Annotated in this window: 25 protein-coding genes; 18 read left to right on the forward strand and 7 right to left on the reverse strand. The window is 55.4% G+C overall.

What is annotated here, in order from left to right:
* Positions 1-42 precede the first annotated feature (42 nt).
* The 4 genes from FDY98_RS05730 (at position 43) to FDY98_RS05745 (ending at position 3,442) form a co-directional block, all read left to right on the forward strand.
* Positions 43-1,314: an Nramp family divalent metal transporter gene (locus FDY98_RS05730; RefSeq protein WP_022520605.1), complete on the forward strand. Its 1,272-nt coding sequence runs from the start codon at positions 43-45 to the stop codon at positions 1,312-1,314.
* A gap of 38 nt (positions 1,315-1,352) precedes the next feature.
* Entirely contained in the window at positions 1,353-2,168 is an 816-nt protein-coding gene (locus FDY98_RS05735) for a DcaP family trimeric outer membrane transporter (protein WP_155705711.1), read from the forward strand.
* Positions 2,169-2,256: 88 nt separating this feature from the next.
* A complete protein-coding gene (locus FDY98_RS05740; RefSeq protein WP_155705712.1) occupies positions 2,257-2,562 on the forward strand; it encodes a hypothetical protein in 306 nt (101 codons plus the stop codon).
* A gap of 346 nt (positions 2,563-2,908) precedes the next feature.
* Positions 2,909-3,442 (forward strand): AAA family ATPase, encoded by a 534-nt coding sequence (locus FDY98_RS05745; RefSeq protein ID WP_027959852.1) that lies wholly within the window; start codon positions 2,909-2,911, stop codon positions 3,440-3,442.
* Positions 3,443-3,478: 36 nt separating this feature from the next.
* On the opposite strand, the gene FDY98_RS05750 is transcribed toward FDY98_RS05745, so the two are convergent.
* Positions 3,479-3,655, reverse strand: a complete 177-nt coding sequence (locus FDY98_RS05750) for a hypothetical protein (protein WP_155705713.1) — start codon at positions 3,653-3,655, stop codon at positions 3,479-3,481.
* Between FDY98_RS05750 and FDY98_RS05755 the strand changes: the two genes are divergently transcribed.
* The 5 genes from FDY98_RS05755 to FDY98_RS05775 all read left to right on the forward strand — a co-directional run bounded on the left by FDY98_RS05755 (position 3,654) and on the right by FDY98_RS05775 (position 7,180).
* On the forward strand, positions 3,654-4,385 hold the full coding sequence (locus FDY98_RS05755; RefSeq protein ID WP_027959851.1) for an AraC family transcriptional regulator: 732 nt from the start codon (positions 3,654-3,656) through the stop codon (positions 4,383-4,385). The genes FDY98_RS05750 and FDY98_RS05755 overlap by 2 nt on opposite strands.
* Before the next feature lie 87 nt (positions 4,386-4,472).
* A complete protein-coding gene (gene yddG / locus FDY98_RS05760) occupies positions 4,473-5,354 on the forward strand; it encodes an aromatic amino acid exporter YddG (RefSeq protein ID WP_035538575.1) in 882 nt (293 codons plus the stop codon).
* Between the two features lie 206 nt (positions 5,355-5,560).
* A complete protein-coding gene (locus FDY98_RS05765; protein WP_035538687.1) occupies positions 5,561-6,088 on the forward strand; it encodes a GNAT family N-acetyltransferase in 528 nt (175 codons plus the stop codon).
* 62 nt (positions 6,089-6,150) lie between these two features.
* On the forward strand, positions 6,151-6,621 hold the full coding sequence (locus FDY98_RS05770; RefSeq protein WP_027959848.1) for a GNAT family N-acetyltransferase: 471 nt from the start codon (positions 6,151-6,153) through the stop codon (positions 6,619-6,621).
* 76 nt (positions 6,622-6,697) lie between these two features.
* Complete coding sequence (locus FDY98_RS05775; protein ID WP_027959847.1) at positions 6,698-7,180, forward strand: GNAT family N-acetyltransferase; 483 nt, start codon at positions 6,698-6,700, stop codon at positions 7,178-7,180.
* Here the strand turns inward: FDY98_RS05775 and FDY98_RS05780 are convergent.
* Positions 7,177-7,542 (reverse strand): hypothetical protein, encoded by a 366-nt coding sequence (locus tag FDY98_RS05780; protein ID WP_051430562.1) that lies wholly within the window; start codon positions 7,540-7,542, stop codon positions 7,177-7,179. The two genes, FDY98_RS05775 and FDY98_RS05780, sit on opposite strands and share 4 nt — an antisense overlap.
* 73 nt (positions 7,543-7,615) lie before the next feature.
* A complete protein-coding gene (locus FDY98_RS05785) occupies positions 7,616-8,497 on the reverse strand; it encodes a helix-turn-helix domain-containing protein (RefSeq protein WP_009287226.1) in 882 nt (293 codons plus the stop codon).
* A 168-nt stretch (positions 8,498-8,665) separates the two neighbouring features.
* Here FDY98_RS05785 and FDY98_RS05790 point away from each other — a divergent pair, with 168 nt between their 5' ends.
* Entirely contained in the window at positions 8,666-9,562 is an 897-nt protein-coding gene (locus FDY98_RS05790; protein ID WP_009287227.1) for a DMT family transporter, read from the forward strand.
* A 107-nt stretch (positions 9,563-9,669) separates the two neighbouring features.
* Here the strand turns inward: FDY98_RS05790 and FDY98_RS05795 are convergent, their stop codons facing one another.
* The 4 genes from FDY98_RS05795 to FDY98_RS05810 all read right to left on the reverse strand — a co-directional run bounded on the left by FDY98_RS05795 (position 9,670) and on the right by FDY98_RS05810 (position 12,797).
* The gene (locus FDY98_RS05795) at positions 9,670-9,900 is read right to left on the reverse strand and encodes a hypothetical protein (protein ID WP_027959846.1); all 231 of its coding nucleotides are present in this window, start codon (positions 9,898-9,900) and stop codon (positions 9,670-9,672) included.
* Complete coding sequence (locus FDY98_RS26020) at positions 9,897-10,076, reverse strand: hypothetical protein (RefSeq protein WP_196518158.1); 180 nt, start codon at positions 10,074-10,076, stop codon at positions 9,897-9,899. The genes FDY98_RS05795 and FDY98_RS26020 overlap by 4 nt, the downstream gene beginning before the upstream one ends.
* Positions 10,077-10,346: 270 nt before the next feature.
* On the reverse strand, positions 10,347-11,168 hold the full coding sequence (locus FDY98_RS05805) for an aldo/keto reductase (protein ID WP_027959844.1): 822 nt from the start codon (positions 11,166-11,168) through the stop codon (positions 10,347-10,349).
* Between the two features lie 381 nt (positions 11,169-11,549).
* Positions 11,550-12,797 carry an AGE family epimerase/isomerase gene (locus tag FDY98_RS05810; protein ID WP_027959843.1) on the reverse strand — a complete coding sequence of 416 codons (1,248 nt, stop codon included), beginning with the start codon at positions 12,795-12,797 and terminating at the stop codon, positions 11,550-11,552.
* 422 nt (positions 12,798-13,219) lie between these two features.
* Here FDY98_RS05810 and FDY98_RS05815 point away from each other — a divergent pair, with 422 nt between their 5' ends.
* From FDY98_RS05815 to FDY98_RS05845, 8 genes are all read left to right on the forward strand, one after another.
* Positions 13,220-13,507 (forward strand): hypothetical protein, encoded by a 288-nt coding sequence (locus FDY98_RS05815; protein ID WP_027959842.1) that lies wholly within the window; start codon positions 13,220-13,222, stop codon positions 13,505-13,507.
* Between the two features lie 171 nt (positions 13,508-13,678).
* Positions 13,679-14,674: a 3-oxoacyl-[acyl-carrier-protein] synthase III C-terminal domain-containing protein gene (locus FDY98_RS05820; RefSeq protein WP_027959841.1), complete on the forward strand. Its 996-nt coding sequence runs from the start codon at positions 13,679-13,681 to the stop codon at positions 14,672-14,674.
* Positions 14,671-15,681: an NAD-dependent epimerase/dehydratase family protein gene (locus tag FDY98_RS05825; protein ID WP_027959840.1), complete on the forward strand. Its 1,011-nt coding sequence runs from the start codon at positions 14,671-14,673 to the stop codon at positions 15,679-15,681. Before FDY98_RS05820 ends, FDY98_RS05825 begins: the two co-directional genes overlap by 4 nt.
* A complete protein-coding gene (locus FDY98_RS05830) occupies positions 15,678-16,238 on the forward strand; it encodes an MBL fold metallo-hydrolase (RefSeq protein ID WP_196518160.1) in 561 nt (186 codons plus the stop codon). The genes FDY98_RS05825 and FDY98_RS05830 overlap by 4 nt, the downstream gene beginning before the upstream one ends.
* A gap of 74 nt (positions 16,239-16,312) precedes the next feature.
* Entirely contained in the window at positions 16,313-16,525 is a 213-nt protein-coding gene (locus tag FDY98_RS26025; RefSeq protein ID WP_196518162.1) for a hypothetical protein, read from the forward strand.
* A 79-nt stretch (positions 16,526-16,604) separates the two neighbouring features.
* Positions 16,605-17,762 (forward strand): cell division protein FtsA, encoded by a 1,158-nt coding sequence (locus FDY98_RS05835; protein WP_155705714.1) that lies wholly within the window; start codon positions 16,605-16,607, stop codon positions 17,760-17,762.
* Positions 17,755-18,915: an ATP-grasp domain-containing protein gene (locus FDY98_RS05840; RefSeq protein ID WP_051430560.1), complete on the forward strand. Its 1,161-nt coding sequence runs from the start codon at positions 17,755-17,757 to the stop codon at positions 18,913-18,915. Before FDY98_RS05835 ends, FDY98_RS05840 begins: the two co-directional genes overlap by 8 nt.
* Positions 18,915-19,928 carry an aromatic ring-hydroxylating oxygenase subunit alpha gene (locus FDY98_RS05845; RefSeq protein WP_051430559.1) on the forward strand — a complete coding sequence of 338 codons (1,014 nt, stop codon included), beginning with the start codon at positions 18,915-18,917 and terminating at the stop codon, positions 19,926-19,928. Before FDY98_RS05840 ends, FDY98_RS05845 begins: the two co-directional genes overlap by 1 nt.
* Positions 19,929-20,133: the final 205 nt, after the last annotated feature.

Genomic DNA, 20,133 nt, shown 5'->3' on the forward strand with positions numbered 1-20,133 from the left:
ACCGTAATGCATCCTAAATAACAAATTTAATAGGAGCGTAGGATGAGTATGAATACCAAACATGATTCAGGGCCATTTCCCCCTGCGACAAACCACCATCGATCTCGGTTTTCTCTGACGTTGCCACAAATGCTTGCGTTAATGGGGCCTGCATTTGTCGCTGGCGCTTGGCGTTTCGGACCCGGTGCGCTGACATCCGCTGTGCAGGCAGGCAGCCAATATGGCTACATGCTGCTTTGGGTAATCCTTGTGTCTGCAGTGCTAATGTTTGTGTTTAATGATATGGCTGTTCGGTTGGGCCTTGCATCTGGTGACTCTGTGGTCAAAGTCACCAAGCAAAAACTTGGTCGGCCAATTGGTGTCATGGCTGGCTTCGGTGTTTTCTCTATCACTTTGATGTTTGCTGTAGGCAATGCCGTTGGCTCTGGTTTAGCGCTAAGCCTGCTTTTAGGAGGTTCGGTAGTAGGCTGGACGCTCGCTAGTACAGTAGCGGTCGGCTTATTAATAGCCATGCGGAATACTTATAAGGCGATGGAGCGCTTGTTGGTCGCTTTGATTGGGCTTATGTCCGTAGGTTTTTTAGCATCAACCATACTGAGTGACCCAGATTGGGCGGCTGCTGCGCAAGGTCTTATTCCCAAATTTCCTGCTGAGGCCAGCGTTCTTTTAATTGCTTTGATCGGTACAAATTTCTCCATTAACTCAGCTTTTTATACTGGCTATGCCATCCATGAAAGAAAGCTGAATAGGCAGCAGTACCGAGCTATTACGTTAATGGATACTCTTCCGGGGAATGTGGCTACCGCATTTATGGCGATGCTCATCATCATTGTAGCCTCAGCGGTACTTCACTCCACTGGTACTGTAGCAACGACTTTTCCACAGCTGGCTAGTGTATTGGAGCCGCTGGCAGGAAAGGTAGGGGCGGTACTGTTCAGCCTTGGGTTCTTTGCAGCAGCCTTTTCATCAATGGCGGCAAATGCTTCTGCGGGAGGAACGCTATTAGCGGATGCGTTGGGCTGGAACAGCAGTTTATCCGGATGGAGAGTCAAGCTGCTTGTATATGGGGTGTTGGCTTGGGGGGCTACGGTTGCTGTAGTGGCGAAGGGTTCTCCCATTGAGCTAATTATTATCGCTCAAGCCTTAACCGTCCTAGTAGCACCTTTTTTGGGAATTATTCTCTTTCTTTTGACAAGACGTGAAGATGTGATGGGGGATCTAAAAAATGGCCCTCTACAAACCACGCTTGCTCTAGTGGGGTTGGTGACCATTTTCGCAATGTCTTCTCAGCTTGTCTTTAGGCTCCTGGGTTAAGTTGCAAATAAAAGTATTACAAATATAGAGATAAAGATATGAATAAGTTTTTGTTGTGGCGCAGAGTGTTTCCTTTCTTAGGCTATTCTTTTCTATTCGTTACTCCTTCTGTATTTGCAATTGATTATGATGTGAATGGAACTAACGTTTCTTTATACGGTTACGCTAAGCTTGATGTGATGTATGACATTGGCGACGTTAAGACCGGGAATAGTAGTGGCATGGGCGATAGTGTGAACTTCTCTAAAATTGCTGTGGATGGCCAACCAAGTACAAGTGGGCAGTCGAATCTGCATGCTAATGAGTCACGCCTGGGCATCCGGACTACAACGCCGACAGAGAAAGGTGACTTGATTACCAATATCGAGGGCGATTTTTTCTTCGGTAATCTCCGGCTGCGTCAGGCCTATGGCTCATGGAACGGTATTACGGCAGGACAAACGTGGAGCAATTTTCACACCTTTATAAGCACTACTCCTACTCTTGATTTTACTGGCCCCGCAGGTCGCGATGCATTCCTTCGACAAGCACAACTACGGTATTCAGTAGGCAATTTTCATGTTGCTATTGAGGATCCGAGTGGTGCTATGTCTGGCAACTCTTTTGACGGAGGATACGATGCAGTAACCGGTGGTAGATCCATTGCTGGTACTGATGTTGATCGTAAAGATGGCTTGCCAGACATTACGCTTCGGTACGAGTCATTGGCTGGTGCATTACGCTGGGCATCAGCTGCCATGATTCGAGAAGTGGCCTTTGACGATGGTGCAGCAAAGGACTCAAAGATCGGTGGGGAGCTTTTGTCGCGGCTAATTACGCTCTTACGCCAAATACGACGTTGCGTGGTCAAATAACCGGCGGTGAGGGGATTGGGGCTTACATGAAAGTAAACCCGGCACCCTCAGCTTATCGAGCAGGCAGCGAGCTAGAGACCATCTTTGCATGGGGGGAACGATTGGCATTAGCCATGATATAGGCCCCGGTGCTTTCAACGTTTCATACTCACTTGTTAATGCAGATTGGGATGATGCCGAGCGCGATGGCGTGTCTCTTGTTAATACTGGTAGTTCAAATGAGTTCATAAGCGCTTATGATGAAGAGCGTGAACTTGTGCATATTAATTACCAATGGAGCCCTGGTCATAACATAACCTACGGAATTGAGTTGGCTCATGCTGCACGGCATACTGTGGATGGCCGTAGTGGAAGTGTCGATCGCCTACAAGGGAGTGTTATCTATCGGTTTTAACCTGCGGCTTCGGCCTGAATAAAAAGTTGTAATTGATTATATGTCTATGGCTAGTTGTGCGGATAGTGATCTGAACCTTGCTTCATCGTAAGGTTGTTTTAAGCGTTAGCATTTTTGCTAACGCTTTTTTTAGTTAAGTGGGCTAGAAAAGTCTTTAAAAAGGAGCACTGCGTTGATATAAATATCTAACATCTATGCCAACAGAGTACACCTATGAAACATGGTGTCTTGTGCGAATGGGCGAGCAGCTAGATGAGATCATGGGGGAGCCTGAGCTTTTATTGTGTTGGGGAGACAGCATCTCACTCAATAGCGTTTTCCTTGTCTGCTGTAGGGCGTTAATAATATGAACCATCGATTCGTACTCACCGGCGGCCCCGGTGGTGGCAAAACCACGCTCCTTGATGCCATAGAGAAACGGGGCTATCGCGTCATACCGGAGTCTGCCCGAAGCATCATCAAGGAACGGTTGGCGGCGGAGCTATCACCTCGGCCAGACCCGGTCGCTTTCGCTCAGGATATTCTGAAATCCGATATTGAAAAGTACCGGCGTGTCGCTGTTGGCGAGCAGGCCACGTTCTTTGATCGTGGGGTGCTGGATGCGCTGTACATGCTTGATGCGGAGAACGCGTTGTCACGGGCGGACATCGCCAACTATGTTCAACTGTTCCCCTATAATCCCGTTGTTTTTCTTCTGCCGCCATGGGAAGACATTTACGGTACAGATTCAGAGCGTGATCAAACGTTCGAGGAGTCCCTCAAGGTATTCGAGGGGATGAAAAGCTGGTATTCGCAATGGGGTTACAAAACGCTGGAAGTGCCGCGTGACACTATTGATGAGCGCGTGAAGTTCGTTTTACAGCATGTAAATAGCCTTTAAATTGTCATTGTTGTTGACGGTTTTCTTCTCCACGCTTTACCAAGACTGCTGAACTACAGCATCATCACTATCGATATGCGCCGAGCCAAGAGAATCCTCTCGCTGGATGCCACCTCCATCCACCAAGCGAGCGTTGCCTAAAAACGCACAGCCTAAGGCTGGAGGAATCAGGTCAAGGAAGTGAATATGCCCACGACTGCTGAGTAAGGTCATGAAATATCCAGAGATCGGCCTGCACATACGTACCTATGATGATGAAGTTAAAAGTCACTCCCACGACCATCATCAACTGGTATTGCCACTGGTCGGCACGCTGTTCCTGTCAGTAGACTCCATGGCGGGGGAGGTGGCACAGCACCGTGCGGCCATCATCCCTTCAGGAAGCGGCCATGGGTTTGCTGCAACAGAAGATAATCGGTTTTTGGTGGCTGATTTGCCTGAGGGGCTGGCTCCTGCGTTAGATAAGCTGCCTTGTTTCGTGGAGCTTGATTCGGCTTTGCGCCATTACGTCCAGTTCCTACATGCTCAGGTCATGAGCGGGGCTGGAGCGGATGCTACCCAGCATCACATGCTGCTATTGCTGCTACAACTGCTGCAGGAGCGCCATGGAAGTCAATTGAAACTGGATCGCAGGGTTCACGCAGCGCAACAGTTTCTGGATGATCACTTCCACCAACCTATTTCCATGGCTGAGGTTGCTAACGTGGCCCATTTGAGTATTCGGCAGTTGAACGATCTTTTTCGCCATCAGGTGGGCGTGACGCCTCATCAATACCTCACAGAAGTGCGAATGAAAGAGGCGGTTCGGCTTCTGGAACAGTCAGGCCTCAGCGTTCAGCGGGTGGCTGATGCGGTAGGCTACTCGTCGTTATCAGCCTTCAGCGACCGCTTCAGACGTCACTTTGGCAAACCGCCTAGCCACTTCCGCCGTCTCTCGACATAATTCCGCCAGGATTCAAAAGATCCTCATTGATGCCATGGATACGCTCTCCCGCAACCGCTAACGCATGAGAATCTCGGGGAGAGTGACATGGCAACCGTGAATGCCGCTACCTGGATCGGATCCATTTCCGTTCTGCTTTGGGGTACGTTGGCTTTGCTGACCAAGCTATCCGGCGGAGATATTCCAGAGTTCCAGCTGATGGCCATGACTTTCGGCATTGCGTTTCTGTTGATGGGTGGGCGTTGGGTCTTGGCTGGCCATACGGGCGTTCGGTATATACGCCAGTCGCCGTTTGCCTGGTGTATCGGTATCGTCGGGTTATTCGGTTATCACTTTGCATATTTCAAGGCGATGACGCTAGCACCGGCGGTGGAAGTCAGCCTGTTGGCTTACCTCTGGCCGCTACTGATCGTTCTGCTGTCCGCCCTATTACCGGATGAGAGGATGCAAGCTCAGTCTATCGTTGGCGCCTTGGTGGCGCTGGTGGGTTGTTGGTTGTTGATCAGCCGAAATGCAGGCGGATTTGCTTGGGAGAACCTGCCCGGTTATCTGGTAGCGCTGGCGTGTGCATTGATTTGGTCTTCTTACTCCGTGCTCAGCAGATTGGTGCGTTCAGTGCCAACCGATGCCGTCGGTTGGTTCTGCGGCGTGACGGCGCTGCTGGCTTTAGGGTGCCATATGCTGTGGGAAAAGACGGTGTGGCCGGATGGCTTGATGCAATGGGTAGGCGTGGTTGGGCTGGGCCTCGGGCCGGTTGGATTCGCATTTTTTACCTGGGACTATGGCGTCAAACACGGGAACATCCAGCTACTTGGCACCCTAGCCTACAGCGCGCCACTCATTTCGGTGATGCTACTGATCCTGGCGGGATACGGCGAGGCCACGGTGGCCGTATTGAGTGCCAGCGTGCTCATCGTCATTGGTTCTTTGATCGCAAGTCGCGCGAAGCACCGGGGCGCGCAGCGCTAGAAATGATGGCAGACTGATAACGCTGGTGCTGCAAAAGACGACTTTCTGGCGTTATCGCCAACTCCGTTAAGGCAGAAGTGGTCACCGAGATTCAGCGTTCAAGTGGATAAGTAGTTGGTTGCAGGGGCGTGGTATAGCAAAACGTCATGGCAGCGGTTAGCCTAAACGGTTTGTTGATGACGCTCATTGAGCAAATAGGCGCAGCCATGGAACATTCATCCGCAGTCACGCTGGCGTTGGCAGACGCATCGGCATTTGATGCGTTCAAGCAAGAGCTAAAAGCCTCGTTTAGCGTGGCGGTAGAAGAGACCTTTGGCGCGGTGGAGCCGAGCTTGATTCCCTCTGACGCAGATATCGAGAACTCTCTTAATGCGCCAGATGCCATGGTGCATCACATCCTTTTAGATGGCGTTAAAGTGGGGGGCGCGATTGTAGTCATTGACGAATCCACTCAACACAACTCGTTGGATCTGTTCTATCTCTTGCCCAGCACCCACGGGCGTGGCGTGGGCTACCGTGCGTGGAAAGCCATCGAGCAGGCGTACCCCAAGACGCGGGTATGGATGACCCATACGCCTTACTTCGAAAAGCGAAACATCCACTTTTATGTCAACAAGTGTGGTTTTAAGATTGTCTCCTTTTACAACCGCTATTACCCCTTACCGGATGATGAGGAGGCAGGCGGTAAGGCACACAAGCTAGAGTTTTTTGGATTCGAAAAAGTCATGATGTAAGCCCCAGAAAGGGCGGGTATGAGCCGATAGCAACGGGCTCTCAAAGAAAAAAGGACTTTAGAATGACCGTAAGAGCAGCAGAAAAAAACGATATTGCCGCCATCGCCGAGGTGTACCAAGCGTGTTTCCCCCGTGAGAAAAATCACGCGCTGTGGATTGAGTCGTCGTTTAACACCTATCCACGGGGCGTTTACTACGTGGTGGAGGTGGAAGGCCAGGTGCGTGGCTATATCCTTTGGTGCGTTAAGAACGGCTTTCGGGAAAAAAGCATCATCGAGCTGGAGCAAATCGGCATTCACCCGGAAGCAGCAGGTAGGGGGCTGGGTAAGCGGCTCATTGTGGAGTCGCTAGCGCCGTTCAAGGCCCACGTGCGTCGCCAGGGCTGCGATGTGGGGGCGGTGATGGTGACCACCTCGGAAGGCAACTTCGCAGAGAAGCTGTATCAATCCACGCTGGGAGTCTCCCGCGCGGCCGTGATTAGCGGCTATGGGGCTGGAGATGAGGTGATCTTATATAACGCCAGCGTAGAGTAGCGCGAGAGCGGTTGCGTGCGAATTGGTGACGCAGCAAGCGGAACACAAACATTATTACAAGATACGGAGGTAGGTAATGTCAGGAGTGGAAATCCGGCAAGCTACCATTGAAGACTCGGCTTTAATCCATAAATTTGTCATAGAACTTGCGACTTATGAAAAAGCAGAACATGAAGTGTTAGCGACAGTCGCGGATATAGAAAACGCTTTGTTTGGCGATAATACGACGACTAAGGCCGTTATCTGTTATTTCAATAACGAACCTATTGGCTTTGCGGTCTATTTCTTCAATTTCTCAACATGGCTCGGTAAGCATGGGCTATATCTTGAAGATTTGTACGTTACTCAAAAATATCGTGGCGTCGGGGCTGGCAAAGCACTTTTGAAGTATCTTGCTAACATTGCAATATCGAAAAAATGCGGCCGTTTCGAGTGGAACGTACTTGACTGGAATGAACCTGCGATCCAGTTCTATGAGTCAATAGGCGCAAAACCGCAAAATGAATGGATAGGCTACCGTTTGACAGGAAAAGCGCTTGAAGACTTTGCAGTTAGTTAACAAGATATAACAAGTCGCAGCAGTTCGCGTCTGGTGGCCGCCCTTTCCTTGGCTTCTTCGTCGCCACTCCATAGGGCGAAACCCTGGAACATGATAAGGGCTAGGCCCAGCGTGGTAACTGCTGTGGGGGCGGCATGAATGCCGAACACTTCCGCCAGGTGCCAGGTGCCGCCGCTTAGCGGCGCCATCAGCGGCATTATGATCAGGCCGAAGAGGCTGATGGCTATACCTATAGCAACTGGTGAGTTTGTTGCGCGTGGCGCGTTATCCATTCCCCATCCCGTTAACGCCATCAATACCAGCAGCATGGCCTGGGCAATGAAAGCGTCTCCAATATAGCCCGGCCCAGTTGAGCGCTGCATAGCGCTGAAAGAAAAACGCGACGGCGACAAAGTCCTAAAGCGGGGCGGGTAGCAGGCAGTCTTCGTAAGAATCCTAGCTACGTTGTTGCGTCCGATACTCAGTAGGACTGACACCTGTCTCTGCACGAAAGCGGTTGCTGAAATGACTGCTGGAGCCAAAACCGCAGCGTAGTGCGATCTCAGTCATATTTAGCGATGTTTCCGCCAACAAGTATTGCGCCCGGATAAGACGACGGTGCAGCACATAGCGATGTGGTGGGTAACCAGTGGCTTGTTTGAACATGCGGGCGAAGTGGTAGTCACTTAAGCCAGTGATACCCGCCATGCATGCCAGCGTAAGGGGTTGGTTCAGGTGATGCTCAATGAACTCCACCACTCGTTTTAATTGCCACGCAGGTAGTCCACCGGTTGGGCGCAGAGTTGGCAGTCGGTGCTGGCTATAGTGGCGTAGGGTGTGTATCAATGCCGTTTGGGTGGCGGAATCCAGCGCTAATTGATCCAGCGGGTCTTGCCAGTTGCTCTGGCCAAGGGTGGTGCAAAACAGCTGAGTGAGCAGGGCATCCTGGGCGAAGTCGATTTCGTCCAGTTGCACGCTTCGGCCATCTTTATCCCATACCTGTTCGATCAACTGACTCAGGTGAGTGTCGCTGAAATAGAAATGCAGTAGTGAGATAGGCCCATGCACGTCCCAACTTGTGATCAGATTGGCGGGCATTAAACACACGCTATTGCTGGTCTCGCTGGCAATGGTTTGTGATCCCTGCCTGCGTAGGGAGTTCTCCGCGCCGTTCAGATAAACGCTCAGAGTGTGGTGGTTTGAGTGAATTTTCTCAATACGGTCTTCTTGGTTACTCCAACGGGCCAGCGCCATGCCATTTTTTAGCTGGGTGCTACTTACTAGACGCGCCTGTGTCTGTTTCATCCTGGGATAGTGGCTCAAAGTGTCGGTGAACATGGGCGGCTCCTGGGAACTGCGTTAACAGTACTCAGGCTCAGCACGAAACTCAATTCAGCGAACCATTCAACCGCAAGAATAGACAAACTGGCGCAAACGCAGGCAAGCTAGCCAGCCGGGGTGAGCCGATACTATGGCTGACACTAACCACTCTGGGAATGGCAAGCCATGAATAGTCTTCTGTATATCTCAACAGTTCTTATCTGGGGCTCGACCTGGCTGGCTATCGCTTGGCAAGTGGGCGAGGTGGCGGTGCCGGTCTCGGTATTCTATCGTTTTCTCATCGCCGCGCTGGTGCTGTTGGCCGGGCTTACATTGTTGCGCCGACGCCAGGCTCTGCATACCAGGGATCATCTTTTCTGCCTGTTGCAGGGGGGCTGTGTCTTTGGTTTGAATTTCTACTGCTTCTATACCGCTGCGGGTTATCTGCCCAGCGGCCTAATTGCCATCCTGTTTTCTATGTCGATACTGTTTAATGCGGCCAATGGCTACCTGTTCTTTCGCACACCGGTTCCGCGGGTATTTTACCTGGCTTTGGCCCTTGGTCTGCCGGGCATGGCGCTGATTTTCTGGCAGGATCTGGTCACAGTTGAGGCTACGTGGGAACTGCTGGGCGCCATTGGTTTGACGTTGCTGGGTACCTACGGGTTTTCGCTGGGTAACATGGTGTCGGTCAGGCACCAGCGATGCGGCTTGAAAATCAACACCACCAACGCCTTTGCTATGCTGTATGGGGGGATGTTGATGGGGCTGATTGCCTGGGCTCAGGGAGCCAGTTTCAGCCTGCCAGCGGAACCGAGATATCTAGGTGCCCTGGTTTATTTGGCGGTAATAGGATCGGTGGGAGGCTTTGGTGCCTACTTTATGCTGGTCGGCCGTATTGGTGCCGGTAAGGCGGCTTATGCGACGGTATTGTTTCCTTTGGTTGCGCTGGCGCTGTCAACGGTGTTCGAGGGTTACCAGTGGCATGCGGATGCACTTATAGGGTTAGCAATGATTGTGAGTGGCAACCTGCTGATGTTTAATGCCCATCGTTTGGTTTGGCGGTGGCGGCAGCCTGTTTAGTGACTAATAAAGAGGGCACTGCATTTCAGTTGCGGTGGTTGGAGGCGCCGAGCCATACATGGGCGAAGATTCGATCAGTCCGCCGTCATGCTCGAAGAATGCCTTAACTACTTCGGTACGCACATCGAGCAGCTTCGGATCACTGCCAACGTTGAATGTTCGCCAAGTGCCCATGCCGATAATGGCAGCGTTTTGTCCGTGCCCGCAAAGGTCTTCTGTTGCATCCCGCCCGTGTTGGCAAGAAGTGATACGGTTGGGAGCGTCATGGCGGTGAGCGTGGCGCCGATGAGCGTAAGGCTTTGTCTGCGCGTGATGCGATGCTTGATGTGATGCTTCATAGCGGTCGCTCCTTCAGGTTTTTTTGAACCGGCACCGTGGCAGCCAACACCAGCACAAAGCATGTCAGCACAAATACCTTATTCACAAACCAGTTGGTACGCCAGATCGACCACTCAGGGTCGGCGAGAAAACGGACGAACAGGGTACAGATGATGAGGATTTCAATGACGGACATGCCCACGCCAATGCACGCGTATAGCTAGGCCGTTCGAGCAGCGCCCAACCTAGCCAAACGTGCGCCAGTGGCCATAGATCCCAATAGATATGCCTTGCCCAGGGCTCGCCGTATGCCAGCCCGTACCCAATGGGAAACAGGTATTTAATGAACAGCGTCCACGCCGCCAGAATAAACAGCAGGTGGGCGAGAAAGCGAATCCAGGCGTTTGGTTGTGGGGCGGGCAGTGACATGACATCACTCCAGTGCTGGGCTGTTAATGACTCTTCTTCAAACCATCTTCAGAGACTGCTTGCGCATTGGGCGAGGATAGGCGGCATCGATCTGTGCCAGATCATCTTCGTCGAGTCTGACGTTATCTGCATCAAAGTTCTGTCTGAGGTGATCCAGTTTCACGGCTTTAGGAATAGCAATCACACCAGGGTGGCGCAGAGCCCAGGCGAGGGCGACTTGCGCGGTGGTGGCGCTGTGTTTGCCGGCGATGCGTTGCAGGGCGGCATCATGCAGTAGCGCGCCGCCTTGCCCGATCGGGCAATAGGCCATGAGCGGCATGTTTTGTTGTGCTTGCCAGGGCAGCAGGTCGTATTCAATGCCCCGTGCTTCGGGATTGTAGAGCACCTGATTGGTGGCGCAAGCTGGCTCGTTGAGCTCTGCTAAGTCGTCAATGTCGAAGTTCGACACACCCCAGCGCAGGATCTTGCCCTGCTCACGCAGCCGTTCGAAGGCTTCCACTGTTTCGCTCAGCGGGTACTGGCCGCGCCAGTGCAGCAGGTATAGATCGATAGTGTCGGTGCCCAATCGGCGCAGGCTGCGCTCGCAGGCAGCCTGAACACCCTTGGTGCTGGCGTTGTGCGGGTAGACCTTGCTGACCAGATACACCTCATCGCGCCGGTCACGGATCGCTTGGCCAACGACCTCTTCAGCACCGCCCTCGGCATACATCTCGGCGGTATCGATCAGCGTCATGCCCAGATCCAGCCCTTCGCGCAGCGCCCTGACCTCAGCCTGCCGCTGCCCTGCATTCTCGCCCATATGCCAGGTGCCCTGGCCGATACGGGGTACGCTTTCTCCGCCTAGTTTGATTGTCTGCATGTTCTCCTCCTGGTTGTTGGGTAAATGGATGAGAGGTGGGTTCTCGTCCTCTATATCATGCGAGAAGAGCGGAAGCATCGGGCGTACATGCTTAGGAGCAGCTAGCCAGGCGCGTCACTCGAATGCCTCCGCTTCGATACGTCAAAGTCATCGCTGCGCTTCAGGCAGGCCGTATAGCCGGGCCTAGGGGGAGCTTTGAATCTATTCCGGATCACTATGAGTTAATGCAGCTTGAACTCATTAAATTATTCAAGGAAAGAGTTCCAGAGTATGTACGATTAGCGACAGTCGAAAAATAGCTAGGTTAGCCACAGTGACCACTACCCTGGCAGCTAACCTCAGGTGGTCATAATACGATCAGTTCGGGTAAAGGTTGAGCTACTACAGCCTCTCGACAGCCAACGCCAAGTTGAGTGCCAAGGGTAGCCGCGGTATCAGTGTGGCCTGGTAAGCGTGGTAGAGATCGGGCTTGATGTCACCTTCGGCAGTGTCGATCTGCAGCTTACCGTCGAGCTCCTGATACCAGCCGCCCCGCGCGCGATCAATAAAGGTGGTGTCGATGAAATCCCAAAGCCGCCGATACCAGCGCTCGTAGTGGGCCTGATCGGTGCGTTGTAGAAACGCGGCAGCGGCGGCCAGTGCTTCGGCGTGAGTCCAGTGGCGACGCCGCAGGGAGTTTGGGCGACCCTCCCAATCCACGGTATACACTAGCCCTGGGGTGCCGTCGGTGGCCCAGCCGTCACGCAGGCTGGCGTCAAATAGCGCCGCAGCGTCAGCGAATAGCCAAGAAGGAGCTGCGCGGCCGCGAGATTCAAGCGCCGCCTCCAGTTGCAGCATCAGCCGCGACCACTCGAAACCGTGACCCGGCGTGGCGCCATAGGGATAGAACCCGTCGTCGGGGCAGTCGGCGTTGTGCTCCGGCCATTCTGACCAGTCGCCATGAAAATGCTCGAGGATGCGGTAATCCCGGGGAGCCGCGTGGTGGTGAATCAGCCGTTCAACGATGGCTAGCGCCCGGTCAAGCCATAGCGGTTCGTCGCGCACATCGGCTAGCGCCAAGCACAGCTCTACGCCGTGCATGTTGCTGTTACCGCCGCGGTAGTCGCTCAGTTCGCTCCAGTCCTGGCTAAAACTCTCGACAAAAGCTTGCTCATCCATCGACCAGAAGCGGGTGTCGATCACCCCAATGGCCTCTTCGAGCAGAGCAGCCGCGCCGGGAATGTCGGCGTGGGTCGCAGTGGCGGCACCGAGGGCGACGAAGTGATGGGTATAGCACTGCTTAGTGCGGTCGTCGCTGGTGGCGGGATCGGCCCCGAACCAGCCTCCGTGATGCTCGTCGCGCAGCTTGCCAGACAAAGCGCGAATGGCGTGCTCGGCCAGTGCTGCAGCACCTGGTAGGCCTTGTAGTGCCGCCAGGGCACAGCTGTGCGCCATGCGTGCGGTGAGCATGGTGTCGGCGCTGGCGCCGTCGGGAATGCGCCCGTCACCATCGAGTAGTGCGAAACCACCAGAGGCCAGACGCGCCTGGCGATGAAATTCGAACAATGCGAGCCCTTCGCGGGTCAGCCAGTGGTGATGGGTGGCACTATTGAGCCAGCGCCGGGGTTTTTGATCGGTGTCGTGGTTCATCGCAGCCATGCCTTATGTGATCGAGTGGGATCTTACCTCAGCCATTGACGATGGTGCCGCCGGTCTGACAGCTGGAAGGCTATAAGCGGTGCTTTGCTCAAGGGGCGTAGGTTATGTTTAATTGAGACACCGAGCCCTTTGTGGCCGCATACACAATCCATGCGCCAGATGCCAAAGCTACGTTATATGCTATGACCATGAATCCGACTTATAGAAAATGCAATCATAAAGACATACAACCTATCGCACCGTCAGGTGGCGCACTTCTCAGCCTGGTTCGCTTTTTTCATCGTCGCGCTTCGTTAGTTTCAGCGCAAAGTCTTTGCGCCAAAACAGTTGGTCAAGTATCGAATACCATAGCTTCTACATTTCCGCGTTTTTGCCACCCGTGAGAAGCGGCATTAAATATATATTGGAGTGCTATGTTTAGGCTCGAAGTCGCGGCATTAGTTACTGGTTTAGCAAGTATTGCAGTTGCTTTGCTCATCCCTTTTGCCTGGAGTTTGTTTCCCGAAATAATGCGCGCCTACTTTCTCGGTGGCGAGCCAGGGGCGATAGTCGTTGGAGTAGGTGTTTTAGTTGGGATAGTAGGAAGTATGCTGTTTGTTATAAACCTGTTTCGCAGGCAGTTCACTCTGTGGTGGGTGAGGCTATTAGCGGTGTTGGCTCTTTCCCTGGGCCTCGCCACGGTCGGTGCAACTGGAATTTAACAAACGTAAGCAGCAGACAGCTATCCGCAAATCACGAGCTTTTTTAGCGTGTGATTGGCTCTCCTTTACGCGCTCCACCAAGTTAGCCATAAAATGAACATCGTCTAATTTCTAATTGATTGATATTAAGCTTTATTAGAGTATGAGAGCGAATCGATTAGAATTGGACATATGATTAGCAACTTTACGATTGCCGGGTGGGGCAGCTATCGCCCTCACACCCTGTTAACTTCGCGCGCCCTGGACGAGCGTCAAGGTCAATCGGCCGGCTGGACAGAACGCCAGTTTGGCATCGCTGCGCGCCATGTCGCGAGCGAGGATGAGACCACCTCGATGATGGCGACTGAGGCAGCCCGTGAGGCGCTGAACCGCGCTGGCTGGGGCAATACACCGCCCGACGTCATCATTGGCGGTTGTGGCGTTATGGAGCAACCGATTCCGTCTACAGCCGCTTTAGTCCAGAACCGACTCGGCTTTGGCCAGTCCGGCGTGCCTAGCTTTGATGTTAACCAGACCTGTTTATCCTTTATGGTGGCACTGGATATCGCCGCCATGGGCATTGCCTGCGGGCGCTGGCGGCGCGCGCTTGTATTTGCGAGTGACATCGCGTCGGCAGGGCTTAACCCTGAGGAGCCGAAAACGCGGTCCATCTTTGGCGATGGCGCAGCGGCGCTGGCGATTGAGGCGACGTCAGACCCAACCTGCGGAATGCGCTCAAGCGTTACGGTTACCCATGGTGCTCACCACGCGCTAGCGCAGCTTCGGGCGGGCGGCACAAAGTTGCGCATCGCTGAAGGTTACCAGGCGCTGGTCGCCGGTTCCTATTTCGAGATGGACGCCTTTGGCATCTTCAAGGCCGCTGCCAAAGCGTTGCCTGGCGTCATTGAGCGTGCGCTCGAACAGGCGGAAATAAGCAAGGATGATCTTGCCTGCGTGATTTGCCACCAGGCGAGTGCGCCAGGGGTCGAGCATATCAAGCGGCTTTTCGCGCCCAACAGTGACCGCGTGGTCAATATCTTCCCAACGACCGGTAACCAGATCGCCGCCTCAATCCCGAGCGTGCTCGCCCACGCACTCACGACGGGGGTCGCCAAACCGGGTGACTATATCCTGCTGTTGGGCACCGCCGCGGGGATCAGTGCCAGTGCCATGGTGCTCAAACTATGAGTCAACGGCGCATCCTTATCACCGGGGCGACCGGCGGGCTGGGCATGGCACTGGTGCGCGAGGCGCTAAAACGCGGGCATGCTGTGCGTGCCACAGGGCGTTCGCAGGCGGCGGGCGAGGCGCTAACGTCACTCGGCGCGCAGTTTGTTAGGGCGGATCTTACCCAGCCAGAAATTGATTTTCGCGGGCTCTTAAAGGATGTCGATAGCGTGATTCATGCCGCCGCCTTATCGGCCAGCTGGGGCCCCCGGCGAGCATTTGAGATTCACAACATTCAACTGACCGAACGCCTGCTTGAAGCGGCCAGCTGCTCGAGCGTTGAGCGTTTCGTATTTGTTTCTTCGCCGTCAATTTTTGCTGCGTATCGTGACCGGATAGCCATCGGCGAATATGACGGCCCCGCGCTTCAGCCACTTAACCACTACGCACGTACCAAGCTGGCGGCGGAACGTCGCGTGCTTGCGCCGCGGGAAGACGCCATGGCCTGCTGTGCCATTCGCCCTCGCGCACTGGTGGGGCCGGGCGATCGGGTGATCTTGCCCAAGTTGGCCGAACTGGCGGGGCGCGAGCGGATGCCGCTTCCGCGTGGCGGCCGGGCGCTGATTGAGTTGACCGATCTGCGCGACGCCGCATGGGCCATCTGCGCCGCTGAGGAGCAGGCAGTTGGGCTTGCCGGAAAGGCAATCAACATATCGGGAGGTAACCCTATTGCGGTACGAGAGGTGGCTGGTAAGCTCGCCGATGCGTTAGGCAAAACACCGCAGCTTGTCTCACTGCCGGTTGGCTTGGCGCGTGCTATCGCTGTGCTCAGTGAAAACGCTGCGCTGCTGATGCGCTCCGCCCGCGAGCCGATGCTGACACGCTACAAGCTGGCGACGCTGGCCTACTCTCAAACCTTTGATCTTGAGCCTGCTCAACGATTACTCGGCTACCGCCCCCAGCATGATGCGATGGCAACCCTGCTGGCCGAAGCGCGGCAGCTTGCCATGCAGGAAAAGCAGCCATGATCCGCGTCGGATTTCGCTGGCTTGAACGCGGTTTATGCCGCCATCCAGAGATCGCCACTTTCTCAGGTGGGAGCCTATGTGCGGTTGATTTTCCCGCCATGGTGGGGGTGATTGATCACCCGACGCGGGGTATTTTGTTGTTCGATACCGGCTATGATCCTGCTTTTATCAATGCAACCGAGACGTTTCCCGAGCGGTTCTATCGCTGGACAACGCCGGTCAAAATCGATGCACAGCAGGCGTGGAGCGCCTGGCTCGCGACCCATGGGATTGAAGACAGCGCGATTGTCGGCACCATCATCTCGCATTTTCATGGTGACCACGTCTCGGGAATGAGCCACCTTGCCCAGCGGCCGGTCTATTGCGCCCGTGTGGGCCTTTCCGAATTGCGTCGGCCGGGTCGCTTTGGCCGCGTGCGCCAGGGCCTGCTGCCTGCGCTGGTTCCCCAGGCGGCCGATTCTAACGCTCGCTTTTTCGAAGATGCGCCAGCAGTGTCACTACCCAGCGGGTTCGCCCCTTCAGCGAAGGTCGTGACATCCTGGGTGATGGTAGCCTGATCGCCGTCGAACTGCCCGGTCATTGTGTCGGCCACTGGGGGCTGGCACTGCGCACCACCGACGATCGCCAGGTCTTGCTGGCTGCCGATGCGGTGTGGCTTGGCAAGTCAATCACGCAGCGCCGGCCACCGCCACGGCTTACTACCGCGCTTCTTGGCGATACCCGGCGTTATCGCGCAACGCTAAACCTGTTGAGCGAGGCAGCGTGCTGCAATGGCGACTTGGTCATCCTACCTTCGCATTGCGCTGCCAGTGCCAAGCGTTTTGGTGACCATGATGCGAACTGACCGGGTCTTAGCCGCGTGGATACGAACGCGGCGTGCGCTGAGCATGTCGTCGGGGCAACTGGCTGCGCGGCGAGCCAGCATGTGGCGCAAACTACAGCCTGTCATCGCCCGTACTCCCGCACTGGCAAGATATGCCGGTCGTGATCTGGCGGAGTTTCCAGTCACTGACATCGAGGATGTTCGTGCTGATTACGGCGCTTGGAATAGCCTAGGCATGAGCGATGAGGAACTGCGCGGGTTGGCCGCCGCCTCAGAGCAAGGCACAGCCGTCGGCGAATTGTCAGCAGGCTGGTCGACCGGAACGGGAGGCGGTGCGCGAGGGCTATTTCTCTCCAGCTCCGCAGAGCGTGCCGACTACATCGGCCAGAGCTTGGCCCGGCTGCTACCGGCGCGTGCTTTGCTCAAGCGCCAACGGCTCGCCCTGCATTTGCGCGCCAGTAATGCGCTCTACAGCGATGTTGGGCGAGGGCGGTTTACGTTTGCCCATTTTCCGCTCGAAGCGTCGATTGAACAGAGCATTGCAGAATTGGCGCAGTTCGAGCCGACGATCCTGATCGCACCGCCCCATCGGCTGGCCGCTTTCGCTGAAGCAGGGGAGCATTTCCCCTCGCTGCAGCATCTGTTTTGCGGCAGCGAACCCGCCGGTGAAGCTGAGCGCCACTTCTTTACCGAGCGGTTAGGGGTAAGGCCACGCCAAATATACCAAGCGACCGAAGGGTTTCTGGCCGCTGAGTGTGCCAACGGCAGGCTGCATCTCAACGATCATGCGATGGCTATCGAGCTTGAGCCGGTTCCCGGCACGCCCGGCTATCGACCGATCATTACCGACCTTCGCCGCACCAGCCAACCGATTGTCCGTGTTCGCGGCGACGATTATCTTGAGCTCGACGCTTGTTCCTGCCCGTGCGGTTTTGCGGGTCGCGTCATCCATGCGCCTCAAGGCCGGGTGAACGATATCTGGCGCTTTGCAGATCAGAGCGTTACGCCACCCCAAGTGGTAGCCGCGCTTGAGACGGTGCTGGGGGGCGACAAGATCTGGCAGGCTGAAGCGGGGCCTGAGCGCGTCGTGCTTCATCTGTCGCCGCCTTGCCCAGCCTCGATTTCCACCCCAAGCGCAACGACTGCTGCTCGGGCGCTGAGCCAGGCATGGGATTTGCCGGTGCCGGTTGAGGTCTTTCATGATCTAAGCGCGTGGAGCGGCCCGAAGCGCCGTAAAGTGGTGTGGCGCGATGGCTAGACGCGTACTTATCACCGGCGCCCGGGCAGTTGCCGCGCTGGATATTGCCCGGGATTTCGCCGCGGCCGGATGGGAGCCGCATCTGGCTGACAGCGTACCGGTGCGCATGGCGCGCTGGTCGAAAGCACCTGCGCGGGTTCACCGCTATCCCGCGCCACGGCAGCAGGGCGAAGCCTTTCACGCGCGTATTGTCGAGCTAGTCGATACCTTCGGTTTCGAGCGGGTGGTGCCGACCTGCGAGGAGGTTTTCCATCTTGCGGCGCCCGCCCTTCAGTGCCGATTGGGTGAGCGCCTGTTTGTGCCTAACCTTGCCACGTTACGCCAACTACACGACAAGCTCGCCTTTGCGCGCCACTGTGGCGAATGGGGCTTGCCCGTGCCGGAAAGCCATCCGATAGACTCCGTAGAAGACTTGACTCGCTTCGCTAGCAGAAGTCGCGAGTGGGTGTTCAAACCGCGCTTCAGCCGATTTGGTGATAGCGCGCTGGTCGCCCCTGACCGGCCTGCGTTGGCCGCTATTACACCCAGCCCCGACAAACCCTGGATGGCACAAGCGCGTATCCATGGTGAAGAAGTTTGCTTTCATGGCGTGGCGCATCGGGGAGAATTGGTTGCCTTTGCAGCCTACCGTTCCAGCTGGCGCCTGGGCGGGGGAGCTGGCTATGCTTTCGATCCTGTCGCTGATCACCATCGCGAAGCGCTGCGAACAATAGCTGCTCGCCTGGCGCAGTGTGCCAATATCCACGGGCAGTTCGCCTGCGATGCAATGTTCGATGCAGCTGGCGCTGCCTACTTGCTTGAGTGCAATCCGCGCGCGACTAGCGGCGTGCATCTGCTTACTGGTGCCGGTCATCTTGCCCATGCAATCGGTGACGGGATCGCCGCACCTGATGCCGCGCCACGCACTCTTTATCTTGGCCCGGCGATGGTCGCATTTGGCCTGCCGCAGGCGGTGTGTGGTGCGCGTATGCGCGATTGGTGGCGCTGCGTTGCTACCGGGCGCGACGTGGTGTCTCGGCCTGGCGATCGCTGGCCTTTGCTTGGTGCGCTTTGCGACGCCGCTTCCTTCTCCCTGATGGGTTTCAAACACAATATCTCGACTAATGCCGCCGCCACTGACGATCTCGAGTGGAATGGTGAGGAGCTGCCTTAATGACATTTCCCCAGTCAGTCCGCGATGCCTGGCACCTGGTTGCCTTATCGAAAGACCTGAAACGCGGCAAAGCGCAAAAGGTCATGTGTTGCGATACACCGATTGCACTCTTTCGCAGCGAAGAGGGGATTGGCGCCTTGGTTGATCGCTGCCCGCACCGCAATTACCCACTTTCTGAAGGGCGTGTGCACAAGGGGGCACTCGAGTGCCCTTACCACGGCTGGCGCTTCGCAAGCGATGGAACCTGTATCGAAGTGCCTGGTTGTTTGGTCGATACGGCCCATGATCAAAAGCTGAAGGCCGACGCACTGCGCGTAGTCGAACGGCACGGCGGGATCTTTGTGGCGCTTTCTGACGCGGCACCGCCCGAGCCCGTGTTACCGCCTGATTTTGGCAACCCTGAACTTGATCATTTCTGGTGGCAACAAGGCACCTGGGTGGGTCGCGCCTACGATGCGGTTGAAAATGTGATGGATCCGTTCCACACCAATCATCTGCATCATGGTTTTATTCGTCGCCGGGATCGACGCTTGCCAGTGGAGCTGATTGTTACCAGCCACGGCGACGGGATCGATATGGCCATCGAGCAAACCCAGCCTGACTATGGTCTGATGTCGCGCTTTTTGGAGCGCGACCGCTCGCGCAGTGTATCGCGCTATTATCCGCCCACTACGGTTCAAGTGCGGTGGGAAGGTGAGACCAAGCTAACCCTGTGTGTCACCGCCATTTTCACGCCAGCGACGGGAAACAGTTTCACGCCTTTCGCGCGCTTTTCGACACCCAAGGGGTTGGCGCCAAGCTGGCTCAAACAAGCAGCCATACGATTGTTCCTGGCCCCAGTGGTCTCGCAGGATCGTCGTGCACTAGAGCGCCAACACGAAGTGATGACTCACTTCGGACAACCTAAATTCATCTCTGGACCTGGCGATATTCTCAAAACCCGATTGCATCGGCTCTGGGTCGGTGAGCAGTTAGAGCCCGGCACTGATCCAGCCGTGGAGGTAAGGCTTTAGCCCCCGCGTAAACCGTAGTCAATGCGGGGAGCAGCCACCTTAATCAATCCGAACATCGCTTGCCTCTGCGCGGGCTTGTATTTGTTGCCTGACGCTTTCGAGGCTGGGCTGCAAGCTATATAGGCAGATACCACTCTGATAGGCGTTTAACGACCCTGGTATGGGCTGTAAATCGGTTGACGGTTTGGTATTTCGACAGCCGTCA

It is taken from the genome of Halomonas sp. PA16-9, assembly GCF_009728585.1.
In the GTDB taxonomy this organism is placed as follows: domain Bacteria; phylum Pseudomonadota; class Gammaproteobacteria; order Pseudomonadales; family Halomonadaceae; genus Vreelandella; species Vreelandella titanicae.